The organism is Agrobacterium sp. ST15.16.024 (genome assembly GCF_027956545.1).
In the GTDB taxonomy this organism is placed as follows: domain Bacteria; phylum Pseudomonadota; class Alphaproteobacteria; order Rhizobiales; family Rhizobiaceae; genus Agrobacterium; species Agrobacterium cucumeris.
Map to the genome: position 1 here is coordinate 94,082 of NZ_JAQKGO010000001.1, position 25,463 is coordinate 119,544.

Annotated in this window: 21 protein-coding genes; 10 read left to right on the forward strand and 11 right to left on the reverse strand. The window is 58.9% G+C overall.

Going from position 1 to position 25,463, the window contains the following annotated elements:
- Nucleotides 1-150: 150 nt before the first annotated feature.
- From cyoD to cyoA, 4 genes are all read right to left on the reverse strand, one after another.
- Nucleotides 151-543, reverse strand: a complete 393-nt coding sequence (cyoD, locus tag PL640_RS00445; RefSeq protein WP_035219607.1) for a cytochrome o ubiquinol oxidase subunit IV — start codon at nt 541-543, stop codon at nt 151-153.
- Nucleotides 543-1,169, reverse strand: a complete 627-nt coding sequence (gene cyoC, locus PL640_RS00450) for a cytochrome o ubiquinol oxidase subunit III (protein ID WP_142840769.1) — start codon at nt 1,167-1,169, stop codon at nt 543-545. Before cyoC ends, cyoD begins: the two co-directional genes overlap by 1 nt.
- Nucleotides 1,170-1,174: 5 nt before the next feature.
- Entirely contained in the window at nt 1,175-3,178 is a 2,004-nt protein-coding gene (gene cyoB / locus PL640_RS00455; protein ID WP_142840770.1) for a cytochrome o ubiquinol oxidase subunit I, read from the reverse strand.
- A gap of 73 nt (nt 3,179-3,251) precedes the next feature.
- A complete protein-coding gene (gene cyoA / locus PL640_RS00460) occupies nt 3,252-4,325 on the reverse strand; it encodes a ubiquinol oxidase subunit II (RefSeq protein ID WP_142840771.1) in 1,074 nt (357 codons plus the stop codon).
- Nucleotides 4,326-4,630: 305 nt separating this feature from the next.
- On the opposite strand from cyoA, the gene PL640_RS00465 reads away from it, so the two are divergent.
- The 3 genes from PL640_RS00465 (at nt 4,631) to PL640_RS00475 (ending at nt 13,634) form a co-directional block, all read left to right on the forward strand.
- Nucleotides 4,631-5,959, forward strand: coding sequence for an MFS transporter (locus PL640_RS00465; protein WP_269700459.1), 1,329 nt, complete (start codon nt 4,631-4,633; stop codon nt 5,957-5,959).
- Nucleotides 5,960-6,366: 407 nt separating this feature from the next.
- The gene (locus PL640_RS00470) at nt 6,367-11,871 is read left to right on the forward strand and encodes a glutamate synthase-related protein (RefSeq protein WP_309578081.1); all 5,505 of its coding nucleotides are present in this window, start codon (nt 6,367-6,369) and stop codon (nt 11,869-11,871) included.
- Entirely contained in the window at nt 11,868-13,634 is a 1,767-nt protein-coding gene (locus PL640_RS00475; RefSeq protein WP_271360501.1) for a sulfite reductase subunit alpha, read from the forward strand. Before PL640_RS00470 ends, PL640_RS00475 begins: the two co-directional genes overlap by 4 nt.
- Nucleotides 13,635-13,675: 41 nt before the next feature.
- On the opposite strand, the gene PL640_RS00480 is transcribed toward PL640_RS00475, so the two are convergent.
- From PL640_RS00480 to fabA, 5 genes are all read right to left on the reverse strand, one after another.
- Complete coding sequence (locus PL640_RS00480) at nt 13,676-14,269, reverse strand: TadE/TadG family type IV pilus assembly protein (protein ID WP_271360502.1); 594 nt, start codon at nt 14,267-14,269, stop codon at nt 13,676-13,678.
- On the reverse strand, nt 14,266-14,862 hold the full coding sequence (locus PL640_RS00485; RefSeq protein WP_271360503.1) for a TadE/TadG family type IV pilus assembly protein: 597 nt from the start codon (nt 14,860-14,862) through the stop codon (nt 14,266-14,268). Before PL640_RS00485 ends, PL640_RS00480 begins: the two co-directional genes overlap by 4 nt.
- A gap of 185 nt (nt 14,863-15,047) precedes the next feature.
- Nucleotides 15,048-15,854, reverse strand: a complete 807-nt coding sequence (fabI, locus tag PL640_RS00490) for an enoyl-ACP reductase FabI (protein ID WP_142840777.1) — start codon at nt 15,852-15,854, stop codon at nt 15,048-15,050.
- 6 nt (nt 15,855-15,860) lie between these two features.
- Nucleotides 15,861-17,084, reverse strand: a complete 1,224-nt coding sequence (gene fabB / locus PL640_RS00495) for a beta-ketoacyl-ACP synthase I (protein ID WP_046799155.1) — start codon at nt 17,082-17,084, stop codon at nt 15,861-15,863.
- Nucleotides 17,085-17,159: 75 nt separating this feature from the next.
- Complete coding sequence (gene fabA / locus PL640_RS00500) at nt 17,160-17,675, reverse strand: 3-hydroxyacyl-[acyl-carrier-protein] dehydratase FabA (RefSeq protein WP_035219583.1); 516 nt, start codon at nt 17,673-17,675, stop codon at nt 17,160-17,162.
- Nucleotides 17,676-17,992: 317 nt separating this feature from the next.
- On the opposite strand from fabA, the gene irrA reads away from it, so the two are divergent.
- A complete protein-coding gene (irrA, locus tag PL640_RS00505; protein ID WP_046799156.1) occupies nt 17,993-18,412 on the forward strand; it encodes an iron response transcriptional regulator IrrA in 420 nt (139 codons plus the stop codon).
- Between the two features lie 70 nt (nt 18,413-18,482).
- On the opposite strand, the gene PL640_RS00510 is transcribed toward irrA, so the two are convergent.
- A complete protein-coding gene (locus PL640_RS00510; RefSeq protein ID WP_142840779.1) occupies nt 18,483-19,121 on the reverse strand; it encodes a trimeric intracellular cation channel family protein in 639 nt (212 codons plus the stop codon).
- A gap of 76 nt (nt 19,122-19,197) precedes the next feature.
- Here PL640_RS00510 and PL640_RS00515 point away from each other — a divergent pair, with 76 nt between their 5' ends.
- Entirely contained in the window at nt 19,198-19,716 is a 519-nt protein-coding gene (locus PL640_RS00515; protein ID WP_142840780.1) for a hypothetical protein, read from the forward strand.
- Between the two features lie 12 nt (nt 19,717-19,728).
- On the opposite strand, the gene PL640_RS00520 is transcribed toward PL640_RS00515, so the two are convergent.
- The gene (locus tag PL640_RS00520) at nt 19,729-20,439 is read right to left on the reverse strand and encodes a YoaK family protein (protein WP_142840781.1); all 711 of its coding nucleotides are present in this window, start codon (nt 20,437-20,439) and stop codon (nt 19,729-19,731) included.
- A gap of 201 nt (nt 20,440-20,640) precedes the next feature.
- Here PL640_RS00520 and PL640_RS00525 point away from each other — a divergent pair, with 201 nt between their 5' ends.
- From PL640_RS00525 to exbB, 5 genes are all read left to right on the forward strand, one after another.
- Entirely contained in the window at nt 20,641-21,582 is a 942-nt protein-coding gene (locus PL640_RS00525; protein WP_271360504.1) for an ABC transporter substrate-binding protein, read from the forward strand.
- 142 nt (nt 21,583-21,724) lie between these two features.
- Entirely contained in the window at nt 21,725-22,498 is a 774-nt protein-coding gene (locus PL640_RS00530; RefSeq protein WP_142840783.1) for an ABC transporter permease, read from the forward strand.
- On the forward strand, nt 22,498-23,283 hold the full coding sequence (locus PL640_RS00535; protein ID WP_271360505.1) for an ABC transporter ATP-binding protein: 786 nt from the start codon (nt 22,498-22,500) through the stop codon (nt 23,281-23,283). The genes PL640_RS00530 and PL640_RS00535 overlap by 1 nt, the downstream gene beginning before the upstream one ends.
- 35 nt (nt 23,284-23,318) lie before the next feature.
- Nucleotides 23,319-24,056 (forward strand): histidine utilization repressor, encoded by a 738-nt coding sequence (gene hutC / locus PL640_RS00540; RefSeq protein ID WP_142840785.1) that lies wholly within the window; start codon nt 23,319-23,321, stop codon nt 24,054-24,056.
- A 192-nt stretch (nt 24,057-24,248) separates the two neighbouring features.
- Complete coding sequence (gene exbB, locus PL640_RS00545; RefSeq protein WP_142840786.1) at nt 24,249-25,457, forward strand: tonB-system energizer ExbB; 1,209 nt, start codon at nt 24,249-24,251, stop codon at nt 25,455-25,457.
- The last annotated feature ends 6 nt before the right edge of the window (nt 25,458-25,463 follow it).

The window sequence follows — 25,463 nt, forward strand, 5'->3', positions numbered from 1 at the left end:
GCAGCAGGATCGTCTGCTCCGGCGGGCCCTTGGCTCCCGCATGCGCTTCCTCCAGCAAATAACCCCATAAATCGCGCCAGGATTCATGGGGTTATGTGTTGGCGCGGAGCGGCCTGCCGGAGGTCCGGCAGGCCGTTGATTTATGGCTGCTCAGGGCAGGTTTTTCACATCTTCGATGTGCAGCGGCATCATGTTCTTGTTCATGTTGTACATGACCCAGAGCGAACCCGAGAGCGTGATCAGCAGCACCACAACGGTGAAGATCAGCGCCATGAAGGTCCAGCCGCCCTCGGACTTGGTGTCCATGTGCAGGAAGTAGATCATGTGCACGAAGATCTGGATGACGCCGAGACCCATGATCGCGATGACCAGCAGCGTCTTGTTTTCCAGAACGTCGCCCATGACCAGCCAAAAGGGGATCGCCGTCAGAATGACCGACAGGACAAAGCCGATCATGTAGCTTTTGAACGTGCCGTGGCTTGCGCCATCATGGTGATGGTCGTCGCCATGCGCGTCGTGATGTGCGTGTGCTTCGGAACTCATCAAAGAACTCCCATGAGATAAACGAAGGAGAAGACGCCGATCCAGATGACGTCAAGGAAGTGCCAGAACATCGACAGGCACATCAGGCGACGCTTGTTTGCCGGGATGAGGCCGTGTTTGCCGACCTGGACCATCAGCGTGACGAGCCAGATGACGCCGAAGGTGACGTGCAGACCGTGCGTGCCGACCAGCGCGAAGAAGGCCGAAAGGAAGGCCGAACGCTGTGGGCCGGCGCCTTCCGCGATCAGGTGATGGAACTCGTAGATTTCGACCGCAAGGAAGGCGAGACCGAAGAGGCCGGTTACACCGAGCCATATCAGCGTCGTTTTCACCTTCTTCTTTTCCATTTCCAGCATGGCAAAGCCATAGGTGATGGAGGAGAAGAGCAGGAAGCCGGTATTGATGGCGACCAGCTTCAGGTCAAAAAGGTCCGCACCCGAAGGGCCGGCCGCGTAGTTGCGGCCGACAACGGCATAGGTGGCAAACAGCGTCGCGAAGATGAGGCAGTCGCTCATCAGATAAAGCCAGAAGCCCAGCGAGGTGCCGTTCTCCGGGTGGTGATCTTCCTTCAGGTAGAAGACCGGTGGTTCAGCGCCGGCGGCGCTTTGTGCAGGTGCATGAGCCATATTCGTTACGCCTGTTCCGCAAGCAGCTTTGTACGCTCAGCCTCGACGGTCGAAACGTCGGAAGCCGGAATGTAGTATTCGCGGTTGTAGTTGAAGGTGTGGGCAATCGAGACTGCGATGATGGCGAGCATCGAAAGAGCCGCAAGCCACCAGATATGCCACACCAGGGCGAAGCCGAGGACGACGCTGATGGCGCTGATGATGACGCCCGCGCCGGTGTTTTTCGGCATATGGATCGGGATGAACCCTTCCTGCGGACGGTCGTAGCCACGCTTCTTCATGTCCGCCCAGGCATCCACGTCATGAATGACCGGTGTGAAGGCGAAGTTGTAGGCGGGCGGTGGCGACGACGTCGACCATTCCAGCGTGCGGCCATTATAGGGGTCGCCCGTCACGTCGCGCAGCTGATCGCGCTTCAGGTAGCTGACGATGAGCTGGATGACGAAGGAGGCGATGCCGAGCGCGATCAGGAAGGCGCCGAAGGCGGCGATCAGGAACCAGATCTGCAGCGAATTGTCCTCGAACTGGCTGATACGGCGGGTAATCCCCATCAGGCCGAGAATATAGAGCGGCATGAAGGCGAAGTAGAAGCCGATGAACCAGAACCAGAAGGACAGCTTGCCCCAGAACGGATCGAGACGGTAACCGAATGCCTTCGGGAACCAGTAGACGATACCTGCAAGCACACCGAACACAACGCCACCGATGATGGTGTTGTGGAAGTGGGCGATCAGGAACAGCGAGTTGTGCAGCACGAAATCCGCTGGCGGAACGGCAAGAAGAACGCCGGTCATGCCGCCGATGACGAAGGTGATCATGAACCCGATCGTCCAGAGCATCGGAACGTCGAAATTGATGCGGCCCTTATACATGGTGAAGAGCCAGTTGAAGATTTTCGCGCCCGTCGGGATCGAGATAATCATCGTGGTGATGCCGAAGAAAGCGTTGACGCTCGCGCCGGAACCCATGGTGAAGAAGTGGTGCAGCCAAACGATGTAGGCAAGGATGGTGATGACACCAGTTGCATAAACCATCGAGGCATAACCGAAGAGACGCTTGCGGGAGAACGTCGCAACGATTTCCGAGAAGACGCCGAATGCCGGCAGCACCAGAATGTAAACTTCGGGATGGCCCCAGATCCAGATGAGGTTGACGTACATCATCGGGTTGCCGCCGAGATCGTTGGTGAAGAAATTGGTGCCAACGTAACGGTCGAGGGTGAGAAGCGCGAGCGTGCCGGTCAGGATCGGGAACGAAGCCACGATCAGGATGTTCGAACACAGCGATGTCCAGACGAAGATCGGCAGGCGCATCATGGTCATGCCAGGTGCGCGCATCTTGATGATCGTCACGATCAGGTTGATGCCTGAGAGTGTCGTTCCCACACCGGCGATCTGCAGACCCCAGATGTAATAATCCACCCCGACGCCCGGACTGCCATCGATGCCGGAAAGCGGCGGATAGGCGAGCCAGCCGGTCTGCGCATATTCACCTACGAATAGCGAGATCATGGTGATGACGGCGCCGGCCGTGGTCATCCAGAAGGAGAAGTTGTTGAGGAAGGGGAACGAAACGTCGCGGGCGCCGATCTGAAGCGGCACGACGAAGTTCATCAGACCGGTGATCATCGGCATGGCCATGAAGAAGATCATGATGACGCCATGGGCCGTGAAAATCTGGTCGTAATGGTGTGGCGGAAGATAACCTTCCGAGCCGCCGGAGGCGATCGCCTGCTGGACACGCATCATGATGGCGTCGGCAAAGCCGCGCAACAGCATGACCAGCGCCAGAATGATGTACATGATACCGATCTTCTTGTGATCGATGCTCGTGAACCATTCGTTCCAGAGATAACCCCACAGCCGGAAATAGGTGAGGGCGCCAACGACGGCGATGCCGCCCAGCGCCACGGCCGCGAAGGTGGCGACAAGAATGGGCTCGTGAAGCGGGATGGACTCCCATGTCAGCTTCCCGAACAGGAACGACGTTTGATCGGAATTGACGATCATTTTCAGCCTCTTGCGATTCTAAGACGTAAGGTCGGCGCAGCCAGGCCGCGCCGAAGAATGCCGGGACGTATCGTCAGCCAGCGACTTGTTTGGTTTCCGGCAGCGCTGCAGGCTCGAAAGTCTGACCTTTGATCGCAGCCGGAGTGGATTGGGGACCGCTGGCGACGCCGTAAGGCGCAAGCGGTGTGCAGACGACGGAGTTCAGCGCCTTGGTGATGTCGATGCCTTCCTTGCCGCCGCCGCCCTTGGCGTCGATATGCATCATGTCGCGCATGCAGAGCTTGTTGGGTTCGACACAGCGGTTGAGGATGGCGCTGTAAAGTTCCGGATCGACCGAGGCGAAATATTGCACTGGCTCGCGCTCCGAAGGCTTGGCGAATTCCAGATATTCCTGGCGGCCGAAGCCCTTGCCGCCTTCTTTCGCCTTGGCAACCCACTCATCGAAGCCCTGCTGGCTGAGGCCATGAAACTTGAAGCGCATGTGGGAGAAGCCGGGGCCGGAGAAGTTGGCCGAGAAGCCGTCATAAACGCCTTCCTTGTTGATGACGGCGTGCAGCTTGGTCTGCATGCCGCCCATGGCATAGATCTGGCCGGCGAGTGCGGGAACGAAGAAGGAGTTCATCGCGGTCGTACCGGTGATCTTGAAGTTGATCGGAACATCGACCGGAGCGGCGAATTCGTTGACGCTGCCGATACCGAGTTCGGGGTAGAAGAACAGCCACTTCCAGTCCATGGCCACCACTTCCACCGTGATCGGCTTGATATCGGCGGTGACCTGACGGTTTTCGTCGATGCGCTCCAGCGGACGGTAAGGGTCGAGGCGATGGGTGGAAATCCAGGTTACGGTGCCGAGCATCAGGATGATCGCGACAGGGGCCGACCAGATCACCATTTCAAGGCGCGTGGAGTGGTGCCATTCGGGATCGTAATCCTCGGCTTTTGCCGACTCGCGATATTTCCACGCGAAAAACAGCGTCAGCACGATGACCGGGACGATGATCAGCAGCATCAAAACCGTGGACGTGATGATGAGATCGCGCTGCTGGATGGCGACGTCGCCCGAGGGATTCATGACCACGAGGTTACAGCCGCTGAGCAGCAGCAGTACCGGAATAGCCAGAAGGGCGGATGGGATTTTTTTGATCATGCGCACGTTCTCTGAACTCGTACAGTTTGGATTATGCCGCGAATAATTGCCGAACATCATTTTTAGAATGAGGTATATTGTCGCGGTGCAGCGAAACCTTCGCGATGCACCATGTGCGGGCAGAGCTGCGTTTGAAGGCGGAGCGGTTGCATTATCGCATAGCGAGCTTGCGGGGCAAGCCTTTCTTATCAAACTTCAATTGACGTTACGGAGGGTGCGTGTGACAATCCGTCGCATCGTAACGCAACGGAAGAGGAGCCCGAGCGTTACAGGGAATGGTTCGACCATGACGCAGGAGGGATATTATGAGTTATAGCAATGCTGCTCCATCATTTGGGCAGGCGCCGGAAGCCAATGGTCATGGAACAGATCCGGTCAAGGTCGATCCGGATCGCATCACGATTGCGGTCATTCTTGCCAGAATGACGGAGTTTTTCGACTTTTTCATCTACGCCATCGCCTCCGCTCTCGTTTTTCCGCACGTCTTCTTTTCCTTCGTCGATCCGTTGACGGCTACGCTTTATTCCTTTGCGGTATTCTCTCTGGCCTTTATCGCAAGGCCGATCGGCTCGCTGATCTTCCTCCAGATCGACCGCAAGTTCGGTCGTGCCGTCAAGCTGATGGCGGCACTGTTCACGCTCTGTGGCTCGACGATGGCTATCAGTTTCCTTCCGTCCTATGCGGAAGCCGGCATGCTTGCTCCCTGTCTTCTGGCAGTGTTCCGCATCGGCCAGGGTCTCGGTCTCGGCGGCGCCTGGGATGGTCTCGTCTCGCTGCTTGCCATGAACGCACCGCAGAAACAGCGCGGCTGGTACGCCATGATGCCGCAGATCGGTGCGGCCATGGGCTTCGGTCTCGCCAGCGCCTTTTTCATCGTTTTCGTCACGCAGCTTTCCAATGCGGAATTCCTCGCCTGGGGCTGGCGTTTCCCCTTCTTCGTGGCGCTGGCGCTCAATGTTCTCGCGCTCTTTGCCCGCCTGCGCATGATCGTCACGCCGGAATTCCAGGCCATGCTGGAGCAGCATGAGCTGGAACCGCGCCCGATGTTCAAGATGCTGCGCTCGCAGTTCCCGGTCGTCGTCACGGGTGCCTTCGTGCCGCTGGCAAGCTTTGCACTCTTCCACCTCGTCACGGTATTCCCGCTGAGCTGGGTTTCCCTCAACACCACCCAGCGCGTCTCGGACTTCCTGTTCGTGCAATTCGTCAGCGCCATCATCGCCGGCGGCATGATCGTGGTATCCGGCATTCTGGCCGACAGGATCGGCAGGCGGAAGCTTCTGGCCATTGCGGCTGTACTCATTGGTCTATTCAGCCTTGTTGCACCGGTCCTTCTCGCTTCAGGCGATATTGGCCGCTATCTCTTCGTTCTGATCGGCTTCTCGCTGCTTGGTCTGTCTTTCGGCCAGGCGGGCGGCGCGCTCGCATCCCGTTTCAGCCGTGAATATCGCTATACCGGCGCGTCGCTCACCTCGGATATTTCCTGGTTGATCGGCGCCGGTTTCGCACCGCTCGTCGCACTCGGATTTTCGTCCAAATTCGGACTGTTTGCCGTCGGAATTTATCTGATGTCGGGTGCCGTCTGTACGCTGGTTGCCCTCTGGTTCAGCCGAACGCTGGAAATGCCTTCGGACTGATCTGGGCAATTTAACAATCGCTGCAGCCATCGCGCCGCGGAATCCTGTCGGATTTCGCGGCGTTTTTGTTTTTTTATTGCGCGAGGCCGATTTTAATCTTGACTCGGCCCATCATGAAATATTATGTAAGCAATACTGACGTAATTCAGTGTGTCTCATTGCCGGAAATGCCGGCCACCAGGGAACGCGATGCGAACGACGACGATCATTATTTGCGAAAAAGCGGCCATTGCCGCCACGCCGTTTGCCGGCCGCAAAACGACCGTTCGCGCCATTAAACGCCGATAGCCAAAAAAAGAGGAGCAGCCAGGTCGCCTGCGGCTCCGCCCGCAGAGTGCCGGCTGACGCGCCGGGTTTCGGGAAAAGAGGGTGATGCCGCGCGAAATGCGCAACGAGAGGAGAGTGCCTTGAGTGTGACGGAGCAAAAATTCGGCCTTTATGATGCGGCTTTTGAAAAAAGCAGCTGTGGCGTCGGTTTCATCACCCGCAAGGATGGCATGCAGACGCATGATGTGCTGAAGCGCGGTCATGAGGCGCTCTGTGCCGTGCCGCATCGCGGCGGCATGTCGGCGGAAGGTGTTGGTGATGGCGCGGGCGTGTCGTTGGACCTGTCGCTCTCCTTTTTTCGTGAGCTGACGGGACAAGGTTCCCTCAAGGCCGGCCGGTTCGGCGTCGGCAATTTTTTCCTGCCGCAGAATGAGGCTTTCCACGGTGAGGCCGTCGGTATCATCGGCAGCGCTCTGAAAGAGCAGGGCTTTTCGGTTCTGCTGGTGCGCGATGTGCCGGTGAATGATGCGGCCATCCGTCCCGCCGCTATCCCCTACCAGTTACCGATCCGCCAATGGGTCTTTTCGGCACCAGCGGAATGCGCGACGCTTGCTGAGTTCGACTGGCGCATCCACAAGGCGCTGCTCGCCATCGAGGCACTTGCTTACACCGTGCCGGAGCTTGCCGGTTTTTACCCGCTGTCGCTCAGCGCGCGCACGCAGGTGCTCAAGGGCCGTCTGAACTCCCAGGAGGTCATGCCCTATTTCTGCGATCTGACAGATCCGCGCCATGAAGTGCATACGATGTATTTCCACACGCGCTTCTCCACCAATACCGATCCGCACCCCTCCATGGCGCAGCCCTTCCGCCTGATGGCGCATAATGGCGAACTCAACACCGACAAGAAAAACCGGCTATCGGAAGCGGCCGTGGCGCTGGCGAAGAATGCCAGCATCGTCAGACCCAAGGGCCAGTCGGATAGCTGCCGTCTGGACCAGACATTGCAGGCACGGGTGATGGAGGATGGTCTCGACCTCGTCACCGCCGTGGTCTCGATGATGCCGCCAGCCTGGGAAAACGACGACACGCTCTCGCCCGGTGTGAAGGCGATGCTGGAATATTTCTCGCTCTATGAGGAAAAGAACGACGGCCCGGCCGCGCTGATCTTCGGCGACGGCACGATCATCGGTGCACGCCTCGACCGCCTTGGCCTGCGCCCACTGCGCACCGTCGAGACGGAGGACTATCTCTGTGTCATGTCTGAGGCGGGGCAGATTGCCTTCCCGGCGGAAAGCGTCATCCGCCGTGGCCGCATCGAAGCGGGTGGCATGCTTTATTACGATCACGCCGAGCGTCGTGCCTTTTCAACCGTCGAGGCGCTGGAGCTTCTGGCCTCACAGCGGGACTATTCGTCGCTGCTGTCTGAAGCGCGCGTGATGCTTGGTGATCTGCCAGAGGTGCCGGCCGACAAGCAGGGTTCGCCGCTTCGCTACAATGGCGATCTGGAGCGGCATCAGCGTTATGTCGCCTATTCGCACAATCAGGAAAGCTTCAAGTTCCTGATGGACCCGATGCTGGCCTCCGGTGCGGAAAAAATCTCGGCCATGGGTTATGGAAATGCCATCAATGCGCTTTCCGATCAGGAAGGCGGGGTGGCCAAATATTTCTCGCAGCGTTTCGCGCAGGTCACCAATCCGCCGCTCGACAGCATTCGTGAGGCCGATGGTATGACGCTACGGGTGGCGTTGGGCGCAAAGCCGAACAGCGGTGCGGCCAAGGCCCGCCAGATCGTCGTTCGCTCCCCGATCCTTACCCACCTCGATATGCTGCGCATTCGCGAGCAGCCCGAGACACCCGTTCGTCGTTTCGAAATGCTCTATACGCCAGTCTTCGATGCTGCTGACGCCAATGAAGCGGCCCTCCGGCAGGCGATCGACGGCCTTTGCGATGAGGTTGCGGCTTTCGCAGCCGAGCAGGGCGGGATTGCCGTCATCACCGACCGGCATGTCTCGGCGGGCCGCGCGGCCTTGCCGATGATCATGGTCGTTTCCGCCATCAATCAGCGGCTGATCGAGGAAGGCCTGCGGTTGCGCGTTTCCCTGATCGTCGAAAGCGGGCAGTTTTCGTCCTCCCATCATATCGCAGCCGGCCTCGGTTTCGGTGCTTCCGCGGTCTATCCGCTCGGCGTGCAGTTCCGTGCGGAAGAGAAATTCGGTGCCGAGGCCGACAAGGCGTTCAAGCGCTTCGCCAAGGCGGCTGAAAAGTCGCTGATGAAGACCATGGGCAAAGTCGGCCTATGCACGGCGGAAAGCTACATCGGCGGTGAGTTCTTCGAGCCGAATTTCCTCGATACCAGCGATCCCGTCCTGAAGCGTTATTTCCCCAATGTGAAGACCCCCGTCGGCGGCGTCACCTTCGCCGTTATCGCGCAGGCGGTGGCCGACTGGCATCGAAAAGCATTGTCGGTGAAGGGTGAAAACGACATTCCGCTCCTCGGTCTCTTCAAGGAGCGCGCTGAAGGCGCCGGCCATTCTTATGGCACCACGGCGGTTCGCGGCTTCGTTGATATGACAGAGGAGAAGATCGGTTTCGACAAGGGAACCGAAAACGAGGAGGCGCTGCGCCTCCTGCCGCTTAACCGGCTGGAAGATGCCTTCGGTCTCAACGATGCTGCCTATTATCACAACAGCTTCGACCGGCTGACCCCGGAGGCCATCGACGCATTCGAGGTGACGCCCGGTTACCGCTCCTTTGCCCGCATGATGGCTGAAGAAAGAGCGCGCCGCCCGGCCGCCCTGCGCGATGTTCTGGAACTGCCGGCCGATGTGACCTTTGCCGGTTCGGCCGAAGAATTCCGCCGGGAAATGGGGCGGTTTTCCCGGCAGGGCAATAACAGCTTCATGGTGCGCGGATTGCGCTGCGAAGAGGCAGGAGACGGCGCGTTCCGGCTACAGCTGATCGGCTCGCACGGTCATGAACTTGCCCGCCTCGCCGCACTCGGCCAGTCGCTGCTCGACCGTTTTGGTGACGACATCGCCGGCCATTGGCTGGAAGGCGGCGCGCTCATGGTTCAGGCAAAGGGTGAGGCCTCCGCCTATCTGTCGCTTATCCGCACCGCACCGGAGAGTATTCCGCTTGAGACCGTGCAAAAAGCAAGCGAGATCACCAAGACCCTCGCATCGGGTGCCATGAGCCACGGCGCGCTGGTTGCTGCTGCCCATGAGGCGGTGGCCCACGGCACCAACATGGTCGGCGGCATGTCCAATTCCGGCGAGGGCGGCGAGCATATCTCCCGTTACGGCACCATCCGTGCCTCGCGCATCAAGCAGTTCGCCTCCGGCCGCTTCGGTGTCTGGGCCGGTTATCTTGCCGATCCGATGCTGGAAGAGATCGAGATCAAGATCGGCCAGGGCGCAAAGCCGGGCGAGGGCGGGCAGCTGCCATCTCCCAAGGTGACGGTGGAGATCGCTGCGGCGCGCGGTGGCACGCCGGGCGTCGAGCTGGTCTCGCCGCCGCCGCATCATGATACCTATTCGATTGAGGATCTGGCCCAGCTTATCCACGACGCCAAGGCGGCGCGCGTGCGCGTCATCGTCAAGCTCGTATCGTCGGAAGGCATCGGCACGATTGCGGTCGGCGTCGCCAAGGCGGGTGCGGATGTCATCAACGTTGCCGGCAATACCGGCGGCACGGGTGCTGCGGCCGTTACCAGCCTCAAATATACCGGCCGTGCGGCGGAAATCGGCATTGCCGAGGTGCACCAGGCGCTTTGCGCCACTGGCCTGCGCGCCAAGGTGCTGCTGCGTTGTTCCGGTGCACACCAGACGGCGAGCGACGTGGTGAAATCAGCCCTTCTCGGCGGCGACAGCTTCGAATTCGGCACCACGGCGCTGATGATGCTGAAATGCGTCATGGCGAAGAACTGCAACATCAAGTGCCCGGCCGGTCTCACCACCAATCAGGAAGCCTTCAACGGCGATCCGAGGGCGCTGGCGCAATATCTCATGAACATCGCCCATGAAACGCGCGAGATTCTTGCAGGGCTTGGGGTTGCCTCGCTGCGGGAAGCCCGTGGTCGTTCCGACCTTCTTCACCTCCTCGATCATCCGGCAAGCGTCGGCCAGCTTGACCTCCGGGCAATGCTTGCCGTGGTCGACGAGGTGAAGATCAACAGCCCGGTCTATATGGAAAAGGACTTCGCACTCGACGATGCCTTCATCGATCTCGTGCGTTCGGCGCTGGTCGACAGCAAGCGCGAGAACATCGAGCTTGGCGGCAATCGTTTCCTCAACAATTGCAACAAGAGCGTCGGCGGCCAGCTCGCCGTCGATATCGAACGCATGTTGAACCACGAACTTTCCGATGAGCAGCTGGACGCGCTTCCGGCCGTCAAGCGGGATGGCCGTGGCCGCCGTTTTCTGGAAGCGGGTTCGGTGCGCATCGATACGTCAGGTTCGGCTGGTCAGTCCTTCGGCGCTTTCTGCAATGACGGCATGGTCATGGTGCATACCGGCACCTGCAATGACGGTGTCGGCAAAAGCGCCTGCGGTGGCACCATCGTCGTGCGCTCCCCCGGCGGAGGTTCGCAAGAGGCGGGCGGCAATGTGCTGGTCGGTAATTTCGCGCTGTTCGGCGCTACCGGCGGCCGCACCTTCGTGGAAGGACAGGCGGGCGACCGTTTCGCGGTGCGTAATTCTGGCGCCACCGCCGTGGTCGAAGGCGTTGGCGATTTCGCCTGCGAGTATATGACCAATGGTGCTGTTCTCAACCTTGGCAGTTTCGGCAAGGGTTTTGGCAACGGCATGAGTGGTGGCTTCGTCTATCAGTATGATCCCTATGGCGATCTGCCGAAGAAGGTCAGCCATGATTCCATCCTGCTCGGCTCGATCACCGGTGAGGATGAACAGGCAGCGATCCACAATCAGGCAGTCCACCAGCTTCTGAGTCTGCATGTCGCAGAAACCGGCTCGGCCAAGGCGGCATGGCTTCTGGAAAACTGGGAGAGTGAGCAGCATAATTTCGTCTATGGCATGCCGCGCGCCCTGCTGCTTTATCAGGACAGCGATGAGATCCTCAAAGCCAAGCCCCGCAAGGAGCTGCTGGAGGAGCTGGCCTCGGCACTTGCCGCCCATCAGCTGCGCAAATTCAAGCTCGCTTATCGCGACCGTAAGGCTGTCTTGAACGGAACGGTGCCGGGTTATGGCGAGACGGATACGGAAGACATGTATGCGCTGCTCAATAACTACACCGTGTTGAGCATGGCGCAGGCCATCGCCCTGCAACGGTTGCCGATGGCATCCGGCCCTTCTGATCCCGCCATCGAAAAGGCTGTGCGCAATCTTATTCTCACGGAAGACTATGCGCTGATGCAGCGCCTGCTGAAATATGCCCGTGAAGCACTTTCCGACCATAGCGACGAACAGCTCGCGGTGATGATCGCGGCCAAGCGGCTTGACGATTACAAGCAGGCGCTGGCGCGCCGGAACATCTGGTCGGTGGACAGCCCCGGCACCTATGGCTGGATCATTCAGCAGAACCGGAAAAACATCGAGAAGATCGGCCGCCTGCCGGGCTTCGAGGAGCTTTTCGCCGCTCGCGCCATCCCGGACCTTGCCACCGCATCCAGCCAGAACAGGGCAGCATGATGAAGATACCTTACATTCCACAGGATGCGCCGTTTAATGGCGACCAGCGCGCCTGGCTCGCCGGTTTTCTGGCCGGGCTCCACTCCCGCACCGCCATCGGCCTCGAAACATCGGTGGCCTCTGCTGCCCCCAAGGCGACGGCCAGCCTGCTGAACATCCTTGTCGGCACCCAGACCGGCAACGCCGAAGCATTGGCGATGGATATCGCCGCCGCTGCCCGTACCCAGGGCATGCAGCCGGTTGTGACGGCGCTGGACGACGTTTCCATGGACAGTCTCGGCTCCATGAAGCGTGTCATCGTTGTCACCTCGACCTACGGTGAAGGCGAGATGCCTGACAATGCCCAGCTGTTCTGGGAGGCGCTTGCCGCCGATGGCGCGCCACGACTGGATGAGATGAATTTCGCCGTTCTTGCACTCGGCGATACCGGTTATGACGGCTTCTGCCAGGCGGGCAAGCTTATCGATACGCGTTTCGAACAGCTCGGCGGCAGGCGCATGAAGACGCGTATCGACTGCGATATCGATTTCGAGGATGCGGCTGCCGCCTGGATCGGCGAGACGGTGCCGCTTGCGCTCGCCATCGGTGGTGACAATGCCGCTGCGATCACACCTGTGGTCGCCGAGCCGCCCGCGCGGGCAAAACAGGGCTGGGGTCGCAAGAACCCTTATTCGTCACGGGTGAGCGTCAATCGCCTTCTTTCCGGCCCGGCCTCGTCCAAGGAGATTCGTCATTACGAATTTGATCTTGGGGCAAGCGGCCTTGAATATGAGGCCGGGGACGCCCTTGGTGTCGTCCCCCTCAACGACCCGAAACTGGTCGCCGCTCTGCTCGAATGCTTTGGAGCGAGTGCGGATGGCGAGGTCACCGGCCTCGACCGACCGATCGGTGATGCGCTTCTGAACATGTTCGAGATATCGACGCCTTCGCGTGAGCTGGTGGCTGAAATTGGCAAGCGCGCAGGACATGAGGAGTTGAGCCATATCCTTGCCAATGGGGACAGGGAGCAGCTGGCCGCCTTTCTCTGGAGCAAGGATATTCTCGATCTGCTCAATCTCGGCGGAAAGCCCGTATTCGATCTTGCCGAATTCGTGACCTTCCTGAAGCCGCTGCAGCATCGCGCTTATTCCATCTCCTCCAGCCCGCTGGTTGCGGAAAACAGCGTGCATCTGACCATCGCCAGCGTGCGTTATCGTGCCGATGGCCGCGAGCGTGGCGGTGTATGCTCCACCTATCTGGCGGACCGGGTTGAGGCCGACCAGAATGCCGGGATTTTCGTGTCGCCCAACAAGGCATTCCGCGTGCCGCAGGATAACGGCGCGCCTGTCATCATGGTCGGACCGGGCACCGGCATCGCGCCTTTCCGGGCCTTTCTGCAAGAGCGGCAGGCGAGGGGTGCTGCCGGTAAGAACTGGCTGTTCTTTGGTGACCAGCACCGCCAGTCGGATTTCATCTACGAAAACGAGCTTGGCGACATGAGCCGTGATGGCGTGCTGACCCGTCTCGACCTTGCCTTTTCGCGGGATCAGGCGGAGAAGATTTATGTCCAGACCCGCATGCGCCAGAACGGCAAGGCGCTTTATCAATGGCTTGAAGAGGGCGGATATTTCTACGTCTGCGGTGATGCGACCCGCATGGCCAAGGATGTCGACGACGCCCTGCATCAGATCGTCGCCGACGAAGCCAGCATTTCTGCGGAAGCGGCAAGCGAGTATGTGAACCGGCTCAAGCGCGAAAAGCGTTATCTGCGCGACGTCTATTAGAAACGGATCGTACGGGGGTCACCCTTGCTGCGCCTTCTGGCTCAGCAATTGGTGCAGGTGACCTCCGCATCGCGCTGTTTGAAGAAATAATCACGGCCGATGGTGATCGATCTTGCGCCCGATGAAGCGATGTCGGGCATGAACATCAGCAATTCATGCGGAATGGAAAGTTCGACATGAATGAGAAAGCTGTTTTCGATGAGCAGGCGGGTTGGAACCGTGACTGCCGATCCCACCGCATATGGTCTCTGGTCTTTCTCATCCCAGGACCAGGTTATTTTCGCCTGTTTCTGCTTGTCGATCGCTATGCCACTGATCTTCAGCTTCAAACCGGTGGTGCTGTAAGGCGCGAAGACGGCCGCCGCAACATTCTGCATGTTTTTGAGATAGGCCTTGTCGACGGAGCCCGTTTTGGAGATCAGGTCGTTGATCGTCGCTGAAGCGCTGCTTGCACGCTTATAGGTATTGTAACCGATGGTCAGCTCGAAGGATGTCACATAAAGAGCGAGCAATATCGGGAAGAGAATTGCGAATTCCACAGCGCCCACACCACGGCGATCTTTTACGAAGCGTGTGACGAGTGTTGTAAAACGAAGTCTGCCGTTCGCGACGGCGGCTCTCAGCCCTGCCATCATGAGCCCCCGCTTGTGGTGTATTTCTCGTTCACGAAAGCGTCGGTCGCGACAATAAGGAAATGCGAGGGCATAGACCCGTCAGCTGGACGTATTTTTGTAAGATATGGACGGATGATATCGGCGATGACACGCCAGCGATAATAGACGCGCAGCATGTTGATTGTTTCCGGTCCGCCCGGCTTGAAGCCGAATTGCGCCGTATCGAGATCGTAATATTCGCCGTAAGCCTTCAGGGGTACCGTGGTCGGAATATCCTTGAAGGCCGGAAAGGAACGAAGGTCGATATAGAGTTTCTGTTCGGTTTTTATCTCATCCGCAGAGCAGGTGATCATCACCGAGACTTCGTTGCAGAAGTTCTTGCGAAAATCCTCTTTCGAAATCGAACTGCTGATTTGTCCGGTGCGCAGACGCCGCGCCATGGTTTCCGTGGCATTCACGACAACCTGTTCCGCCATCATGGCGATGAAGGTCTCAATGATCGCAAAAACAACGAGGAAATAGGGAATGGCGAGTATCGCGAATTCAATGGCTGCTGTGCCGTCACGCGAAACCCCGAATTTTCGTAGCAATGGCGTCAGTCTGGCCAGTCGCATATGTGTCGATCTCTAGAATATGCGGCAAGCGCAACCGATGAATTTGTTGCAGACCATAACCAGCTGGTGTTTAAATTCAGTTACCCCAACGGCTTCTACTTTAGCGATTCACGAAAATGAGACAGGCTCCAAATGCAAAAAGCCCGGCATATTGCCGGGCTTTGTCGAAGGGAAGAAACGGGTTGTTATTCCGCGTCCGCTTTTGACAGAACCTCGAGTGTAGGGGTCGAGGTGATATTGTAACCGCAATCCACATAGTGGCACTCGCCGGTTACACCGCGCGACAGGTTGGACAGCAGGTAGAGCGCCGATCCGCCAATATCCTCGATATCCGCCGTGCGCCTCAGCGGCGCGTTCTTCTGGTTCCATGCGTAAATAGCACGTGCGTCGGAAATGCCGGCACCCGCCAGCGTGCGGACCGGACCAGCAGAGATGGCGTTGACGCGAATATCGCGCGGCCCATAATCTGCAGCGAGATAACGCACGGACGCTTCGAGTGCCGCCTTGGCGACGCCCATGACGTTATAGTTCGGGATGACGCGTTGCGAACCATTATAGGTCAGCGTCAGCATCGAACCACCATTCGTCATCAGTTCGGCGGCGCGCTTGGCAATTTCCGTGAATGAGAAGCAGGAAATGACCATGGTGCGGCTGAAATTGTCGCGGGTCGTGTTTGCGTAAAGACCCTTCAGCTCATTCTTGTCGGAAAAGCCGATGGCGTGCACGACAAAATCCAGCGAGCCCCATTTTTCGCGGATCGCCGCAAAAAGCGCGTCGACAGAGGCGATATCCTCGACATCGCAAGGCACGATGAAGTCAGAACCGAGTTCTGCGGCAAGCGGTTTTACGCGTTTACCCAGCGCTTCACCCTGATAGGTGAAGGCCAGTTCCGCACCCTGTGCCGCAAGTGCCTTTGAAATACCCCAGGCGATGGAGTGATTGTTCGCGACGCCCATGATGAGGCCGCGTTTACCCTGCATGATGCCGTTCATTGGCAATTATCCGTTATGACGCTGGAAGACCAGCGTGGCGTTGGTGCCGCCGAAGCCGAAGGAATTGGAAAGGATGGTGTCGATCTTGGCGTTGTCGATGCGGCTGCGAACGATCGGAACGCCCGCAAATTCCGGGTCGAGTTCGGAAATATGCGCGCTTTCGCCGATGAAGCGTTCCTGCATCATCAGCAGACCGTAGATCGATTCCTGCACGCCGGCTGCACCCAGCGAATGGCCGGTGAGGGACTTTGTCGACTGGATATGCGGAATCCTGTCGCCGAAGACTTCGCGGATCGCACCGATTTCCTTGCTGTCCCCAACCGGCGTCGAGGTGCCGTGGGTATTGATGTAGTCGATGTCGCCCTTGACGGTGGCGAGCGCCTGCCGCATGCAGCGGATTGCGCCTTCGCCTGACGGGGCCACCATGTCGTAACCATCGGAGGTTGCGCCATAACCGACGATCTCGGCGTAAATCTTGGCGCCGCGCGCCTTTGCATGTTCCAGTTCTTCGAGAACCAGCACGCCAGCGCCGCCAGCGATGACGAAGCCGTCGCGATTGACGTCATAGGCCCGTGAAGCGAGAGACGGCGTTTCGTTATATTTGGACGACATCGCGCCCATGGCATCGAAGAGGTTGGACATCGACCAGTCGAGGTCTTCGTGGCCGCCTGCAAACATCACATCCTGCTTGCCCCACTGGATCATCTCGGCGGCGTTGCCGATGCAATGCGCCGAGGTGGAGCAGGCAGACGAGATCGAATAGTTGACGCCGTGGATCTTGAACCAGGTGGCGAGCGTTGCGGACGCGGTGGATGACATGGCCTTCGGCACGGCGAAGGGGCCGATGCGCTTCGGGCTGTTGTTCTTCAGCGTAATATCGGCGGCTTCAACGATGGTGCGGGTGGATGGACCGCCCGAACCCATGATGATGCCGGTGCGTTCATTGCCGCTGATGTCGCTCTCTTCGAGACCGGAATCGGCGATCGCCTGTTTCATGGCGACATGGTTCCACGCGCCGCCCTGCGACAGGAAGCGCATGGCGCGGCGGTCGACCAGATCGGTCGGGTCAAGAGACGGCTTGCCCCAGACCTGGCACTTGAAACCGTGTTCGGCAAAATCCGGCGAAAATGAAATGCCGGATTTGGCATCGCGCAACGATGCGGTGACTTCAGCGGCATCACCGCCGATGGAAGAAACAATACCGAGGCCGGTGACAACAACTCGTCTCATGAAAGGGACCTTTTCTTAAGATTTCGGCTGGACGACCGACGCCGCCCGGCCTTGCCAAGACTTATTCCGTCTGCTTCAGGCGGTCTTTTCTTTCGACAGCCCTACACGAAGGTCCGTCGCCTGATAAATGGTTTCTCCGTCGGCCTTCAGCCAGCCGTCGGCGGTTCCAAGCACCAGACGGCCGCGCATCACACGCTTGAAATCGATACCGTATTGCAGGAGCTTGGTGTTCGGGCGAACCATGCCCTTGAATTTGACTTCGCCGGTGGAAAGCGCCATGCCGCGGCCTTCTTCACCCAGCCAGCCGAGGAAGAAACCGGTCAGCTGCCACATGCCGTCAAGGCCGAGGCACCCCGGCATGATCGGGTTGCCCTGGAAATGGCAGGGAAAATACCAGTCATCGGGGCTGACATCGTATTCGGCGCGGATGAAACCCTTGTCGAACGCGCCGCCGGTTTCAGAAATTTCGGTGATGCGGTGAACCATCAGCATGGGGGGCAATGGGAGCTGGGCATTTCCCGGGCCGAACAATTCGCCGCGACCGCAGGACAGGATCTCCTCGTAATTGTAACTTGATTGCCTCGTTGCCATACCGCTTTCACTTCCCCAGTTACTGGTGTTGATTGACTTCACTAGAGCAAGTTAGGTTCAAAATGAAGCGCTGCAAGGGCAAAGGCCGTTTCGCCCCCATTCTTTGTCTTCAGAACCTTCTTTGCAGAAGTCATTACCTCAATGTGCCGTCCGCATACAGGAACCATCGGGAAGGAACCAGAGGAAATTTGCAAGAATGGCCGGTTTGCAGCCATTTGCGACACTCGGCGACGCTGAAACTATTGAAAGCATTCGCTGCAAAAGATATATGCTAATGCAATTGGTGAATTTCACCCCTGTGCTTGGAATGGGATTGCATGGCATTTGACGCCACTTTGGATATCGGAACGAGGCTGCGGCGCTCGGGGCTGCGCCCCACGCGTCAGCGTGTGGCTTTGGGCGATCTTCTTTTCGCAAAGGGTGATCGCCACCTGACGGTCGAGGAACTGCACGATGAGGCGGTCACCGCCGGCGTGCCTGTTTCTCTCGCCACGGTTTATAACACGCTGCATCAGTTTACCGAAGCTGGCCTGATCCGCGTTCTGGCTGTCGAGGGTGCCCGCACCTATTTCGATACCAACGTGTCGGATCACCACCATTTCTTCGTCGAGGGCGAGAACGAGGTTCTCGATATTCCCGTCAATAATCTCCACATCGGTAACCTGCCGGAAGCGCCGGAAGGCATGGAAATCGCCCATGTGGATGTGGTCATCCGCCTTCGTCGCAAGCGCGGCTGAGGTTTCGGCAGAGACTGGAAATGAAAATGGCGCCCTCGGGCGCCATTTCTGTTTCAGGCGGCTTTATCGCTCACTTCATTATATCTTCGGGGCGCCTGCCGGGCTTGGCCTTGTAGGGCGGAAAAGTCCATCCGAAGATCAGCGCTCCAGAGCGGACGCCGAAAGCCGTCAACACGCCGACGGCTGATGCCGCATAAAGCGGCGCGCCGAGGAAATAGACGATAATAAAGGTGGAAGAGCCCAAAAGCGCGCAGGTAATGTAGATTTCCGGTCGCAGGAGGACGGAAGGTTCCCCGGCGAGAATATCGCGCAACACGCCGCCGAATGTGGCCGTCAGAACACCGGTGACGATGGCAACGGTTGCAGAGCCGCTTGCGGCGAGGCCCTTGGCTGCCCCCATCACGCAATAAGCGGAGAGGCCAAGGGCATCAAGCCATAGCAGCACCCGGTAACGGGATTCGAAAAGATGTGCTGTAAAGAACAGCAGAACCGCGACCGATACGCAGACGAGAATATAGGTCGGGTTTACCACCCAGAAGACTGGCGCCCTGCCCAGCACGAGGTCACGCACCGTGCCGCCGCCGATCCCGGTCGCAGCCGCGAAAAACAGGAAGCCGATCAGGTCCAGTTGCTTGCGTGATGCAGCCAGAGCACCGGTTGCAGCAAAGATGGCGACACCGGCATAGTCGAGAAAACCCAGTAGTGTCATGAAAAGGTTCCCCCGAAACATGGGCTGCGAACACGTCAGTGTCGCGCAAGCACTAAACTCTAGGCTGGCCGCCCGGATGATCGCAACATCCATAACCGAAACGGATGCAAAGGAAAATGCCGTGCGAATCGCTATCGTTGTCGCTCTTCAGACACTGGTTCTTCTGATGTTTCCGGTGGCGCTGGCGGCACAGCAGCAGCTGGTGAACGATCCCGAGATTTATGAAAAGGACCATTTTCGCAACGAGTGCAAGGTGGCGGCGTTTGGTGACGATTTCGTTACACGGCTGGATATCAATAATGACGGCCTGATGGATGCCGTCGTTAATCACGGTGTTCTAGATTGCGACGGCGAAAAAGGCCGCGCCTGTGATGATGAGGGATGCCCCTATAATTTCTACGTCCAGGTAAAAGAGGGTGGTTATCTGATGATCGCCACAGCCCGGATTTACGGCTACGATTTCATCAAGCGTTTCGGCAACATGGTCTTCGTGCTGAAAATGCATCCGCGTTATTGCGAACGCACCGACAAGGAGCCCTGCCTGATGACGGTGCGGGTGCGCGGCACGAAATTCGTCACCATTTCGCGAAAGTGACGGCGGCAGCCGTTACGGCGCAATTCGCCGGATTTTGACCCGCTGATTGTATCGCTGGCGGAGCGAGCGCGGAATGACGAGGGTTGCGAAGGCTATGGCGAAAACCGAAGCCGCAACCACCCACAGCGCATCCGAATGCAGCGTCGCGCCCAACACCGCACCGCAGATTGCGCCGGTGAGCATGCCAAGCCATGGCACGATCTGGATGCCCCAGTCGAGGCTGCGTTCGCCGAGAAGAAAGCGACCGATGCCGCGGCCGAAACGGGAAAGAGCGCCGGTCACATAGGTGAGGCCGATCGGCAGCCCCTCAATATGCTCCACGGCGGCATTGACCATGCCCATCGCAAAAACGACGAGATAAAATTGCAGGAGACCGGAGGCCTCGTCGCGCAGCAGCGCTGCAATCGCCACCAGCCCGCCCACCGCCATAAGAACTGCGAAGATGCGCCGGTCGAATTTATGCGCCACCACGATGCCGCCGGCATTGCCCGCCACGAAAGCAACGATGGCGAAAAGCAGTTTGGCAGCGTGGGAGTATATGCCTGACTCCATGGAGACTGCGGCGCGTGTCGTGTTGCCGGTCATGAAGGAGACGAAATCTCCGGAAACGTAAAGACCCACCGCATCCGTCATGCCGGCGATGAAGGAAATGGCGGCAACCAGCGCAATGCCGGTTCCGGTGCGCCTTGCCTTGATGATGTTGCGACGTCTCTGTCTGGTCATGGCAGCCCGATGGAAAAACGGCGGACCTGTGCAGGTCCCTGTCACTCTATGTGTAGGACGGTAGGCGACCGATTTGCAATCTTTCCGGCAGCGCGCAAGCGCCTCTACTTTGTCTAGACAAATCTAAAAACCCTGCCTACGATGCCTCAAATAAAGCGATAAAAAACGTCGCACAAAAATAAATCAAAAGGGGTTCAGATCATGAAAAAAACGTGGGTTCTCGCCACAATTGCATCGCTTTTCTCATCCGCTTCCGCCTATGCTGAAACATCGGTCACCATCGGCATGTCCGGCTGGACCGGATTTGCGCCGCTGACACTTGCCAAGCAGGCGGGCATTTTTGAAAAGAACGGCCTGAAGGTCGATATCAAGAAGATACCGCAGGCCAGCCGGCATCTGGCCCTTGCGTCGGGTGATATCCAGTGTGCTGCCACCACGGTGGAAACTTGGATCGCCTGGAACGCCAATGGCGTGAAGTCCACGCAGATTTTCCAGATGGACAAATCCCATGGGGCTGATGGTATCGCGGTGCGCGGCGACGTCTCAAACGTCGCTGATCTCAAGGGCAAGACGATTGCCGCTTCCGCGCCGGGCACCTCCCCCTATTTCTTCCTTGCCTGGATCCTCAAGGAAAACGGTATGACCCTGAAGGATGTCAAGGTCGTAAACCTTGAGCCGGGACCAGCCGCGCAGGCATTCGTCGCCGGCCAGAATGATGCGGCCATGACCTATGAGCCTTATCTCTCCACCGTGCGCGCCGCCCCCGACAAGGGGAAAATCCTCGCCACGACGCTCGATTATCCCGCCGTCATGGACACGTTCGGCTGCACGCCGGATTTCCTCAAGGACAATCCGCAGGCGGCGAAGGCTCTGGCGGACAGCTATTTCCAGGCGCTCGACCTCATCAAGAAGGACCCTGAGAAGTCCTATGCGACGATGGGCGCGGATGTGAAGCAGGCGGGAGAGGCCTTTGCGGCTTCTGCAAAGTTCCTGGAATGGCAGGACAAGGCCGCCAACCAGAAATTCTTCGAGGGCGAATTCAAGACCTTCTCCGAAAAATCGGCCGATCTGCTTCTCGAAATCGGCGTGATCAAGTCGAAGCCCGATCTTTCGACGCTCGCGGATACGTCCTTCATCAAGTAACGCGCATAGGCGGCTGCATCCCTTGCCGGAATGTTGTCGCCAATGACATGCAGGAAAGCGTCTTCCACGCCGGGAATGGTGTGGAAAGCGTTTTGAGGGCGCGGCGCAGCTGCCGCGCCGGTTCTCCCAGACAGGCGACAGAATGCAACCACTTCAACCTATCAGGAACAGCACGAGAATTGCCCTCGGCATTCTGTTCTTCGTGCTGTTTTTCTCCGCCTGGGGCCTCGCCACGCTTGGCGGCTTCGTATCGCCGACCTTTCTGGCGGACCCCATCACCATGCTGAAGGACGGCATCTATCTGCTGACTGATCAGGGATTTGCCGGTGATATCGGCATGACCATCTGGCGCGTGGTGGGTGGTTTCGTGCTGGCATCGGTGGTCGCCGTGCCGCTCGGCATCGCCATGGGGGCATATAAGCCCATCGAAGCGTTGCTGGAGCCCTTCGTCTCCTTCGCCCGCTACCTTCCGGCATCCGCCTTCGTGCCGCTGCTCATTCTCTGGGCCGGCATTGGTGAGATGCAGAAACTGCTGGTTATCTTCATCGGCGCGGTTTTCCAGATTATCCTGATGGTGGCCGTGGCGGTTGCCGGCACGCGACGGGACCTTGTGGAGGCTGCCTATACACTTGGCGCAAAAGACAGAGGCGTGGTGCGCCGTGTTCTCATTCCCGCCAATGCGCCCGATATTGCCGAAATCCTCCGCCTCGTCCTTGGCTGGGCCTGGACCTATGTCATCGTCGCCGAACTCATCGGTGCTTCCTCGGGCATCGGTTATATGATCATCAACAGCCAGGCGCTGATGGCAACCGGGCAGATCATCTTCGGCATCATCGTCATCGGTGTTATCGGCCTCATTTCCGATTTCGCATTCAAATCGCTGAACCGGAAGCTTTTCGCCTGGAGGCTTGCCTGATGAGTGAACTTATTATCAAGGGCGTCAGCCGCACCTTTCCGGGAGTGCAGGGCGGGCAGCCGACGCTGGCCTTGCAGCCGACCAATCTGGAAATACCACGCAATGATTTTGTTACCATCCTCGGCCCGTCGGGCTGCGGAAAATCGACCCTGCTGCGCATCATCGCCGGGCTTGATCGTCCGACGACCGGCGAGGTCCTGCTGTCCGGCCGGGCGGTGACGGGACCGGGTGCGGATCGCGGTATGGTATTCCAGTCCTACACGCTGTTTCCCTGGCTGACGATCAGGGAAAACGTCGCCTTCGGCCTGCGCGAACGCGGCGTCGCCGAGAAGGAAAAATGGGAGATCGTCGATAGCTATATCGACAAGGTAGGCCTGCGCGGTTTTGAAAACCATTGGCCGAAACAACTGTCCGGCGGCATGCAGCAGAGAACCGCCATTGCCCGTGCTTTGGCGAACGGCCCGAAAATCCTCCTGCTTGATGAGCCTTTCGGCGCTCTCGACAACCAGACGCGCGGGCTGATGCAGGAATTGCTGCTCGGCATCTGGGAGCGGGAGCAGAAGACCGTCATTTTTGTCACCCATGACATCGAAGAAGCAGTCTTCATGGCGTCGCGTGTGGTGACCATGTCGGCAAGGCCGGGGCGCATCAAGTCGATCACGTCGGTCGACCTGCCGCATCCGCGTCACTACACCGTCAAGGCCAGCCCGGAGTTTTCACAGCTGCGCGCGAAGCTGACGGAGGAAATTCGCAGTGAGGCGATTGCCGCCGCTGCCCATGGCTAGTTGATCCAGCGAACCGGGAGGAGACAAGCATCGGGATGAGGAGTACAGGTGCCGATCTTCAGGAGAAATCACTGCACGAGCGCATCCGCAACGATGTCGAGCGCCATATCATGTCGGGCGAATGGCCGCCGGGATACCGTATTCCTTTCGAACACGAGATGACCCGGCAATATGCCTGCTCGCGCATGACGGTGAACAAGGCGTTGGGCGAATTGGTACAGCGCGGCCTGATTGAAAGACGCCGGCGGCTCGGCACCTTCGTTCGCCAGCCCCATGCGCAATCGGCCGTGCTGGAAATCCATGATATCGAACGGGAGGTTCAGGCGCTCGGCCTCGTTTACGGATACCGTCTCGACAAGCGGCGTCTGCGCCCCGCGGGTGAAAAAGACAGTGCGGCAATGGCGCTTGCCGCCGACGCGCGGGTGCTGGAGCTCACCTGCACGCATTTTGCCGGCGGCGTTCCCTTTTGCCTTGAAGAACGCATTATAAATGTCACTGCCGTCCCGGAAGCGGAAGTTGCGGATTTTTCGCAGACCGGTCCGGGCACCTGGCTGTTGAAGATGGTGCCCTGGAGTGCAGCCGAACATCGCATCAGCGCCGTCTCCGCCGATCGCAAGAATGCGGCGGCGCTGGGCATCGCATCCGGTGCGGCCTGTCTGGTCATAGATCGCCGCACCTGGCACGGGACGGACTATGTCACGAGCGTTCGTGTGACCTATCCCGGCGACCGACATGCCCTCGTGGCGCAATTTTCGCCTTCGCAAAACACCTGAAGCCACTCGGACAGTCACTTTTTTGTAAAGAAGAGTTTACGCGTCGTCTTTTAATAATATAATAGTTGTCAAAAGAACTCAGGTTTATTATCGGAACGTCAAGCTTTCACGACGGCATCCGTTCATGACCCCGGCTTTCAGAAACCGGCCAATCTGCGGATGAGTTCATCGACGGAATCCGGGATAAAAATTATGTCAGCTGAGACCTCCACTTCTTCCGCATCCTTCAACAGGGCAAACAAAACACGGCACGTTTCCCTTGCTGCGGCAGTTACCCTGCTGGCCGGGCTGAGCGCCGGCGCGGTTTTGGCTCAGACAGCATCCGAACCCCAGGCCCAGCCTGCACCTCAGGCGGAAACGGTTCAGCCTGCCCAGCCGCCGGTGGAAACTCCCGCGACGCCAAGCGCTCCGGCGCTCCAGCCTGTCACCCCGCCTTCCGCAACCACACCGGAACAGCCGGCTGCCACACCCGCCCAGCCGCCATCGAACCAGCCTGCACCCGCTCAGTCCACATCTGAAGGTGCTGCGCCGCAGCCGACGCAGACCGAGCAGCCGCCTCAGGCGAACGGAACACTTGCGCCGAACGAAGTCTCTACTCCGGTAGAGCCCGCTAATCCCGAGCCCACCAGCGCCCAGCCTACTAGCGCCGAACCCACAAGTGCCGAACATCGTGCTGATATCCCGCATAACCTGTCGCCATGGGGCATGTTCATGGCTGCGGACTGGGTCGTGAAGGGCGTGATGATCGGCCTTGCTTTCGCGTCGCTCGTCACCTGGACGGTCTGGGTGGCGAAGTCTATCGAGCTCGCGGGTGCGCGGGTGCGTGCCGGTGCAACACTCAAGGTCATTCGCCGGGCGAAAACCCTGACTGAAGCGACTGATGCCGTCGAAAACAAGGGCGGACCGGCGGCACTCATGCTGCGCATGGCAACCCATGAAATGCAGCTTTCCGATGCGGTGGTCGAACACACGGACGGCGGTGGCATCAAGGAGCGTGTCTCCTCGGCGCTGTCGCGTATTGAAACCCATGCGGGTCGCCGCATGTCGCGCGGAACCGGTGCTCTCGCGACTATCGGTTCCACCGCTCCCTTCGTCGGCCTGTTCGGCACGGTCTGGGGCATCATGAATTCCTTCATCAGCATTTCGGAATCGCAGACCACCAACCTCGCCGTCGTGGCGCCGGGTATTGCCGAGGCGCTGCTCGCCACCGCGATCGGCCTCGTTGCTGCTATCCCGGCGGTGGTGATCTACAACGTCTTTGCCCGCTCCATCACCGGTTACCGTCACCTGCTGGCGGATGCCGCCGCCGGCGTGGAGCGCCTCGTGAGCCGCGATCTCGATTTCCGCCGTATTCCGCCGGGCAGCACCAGCAAGCCCGCAGTGTCGCTGGTTGGACGGTGATCGGTC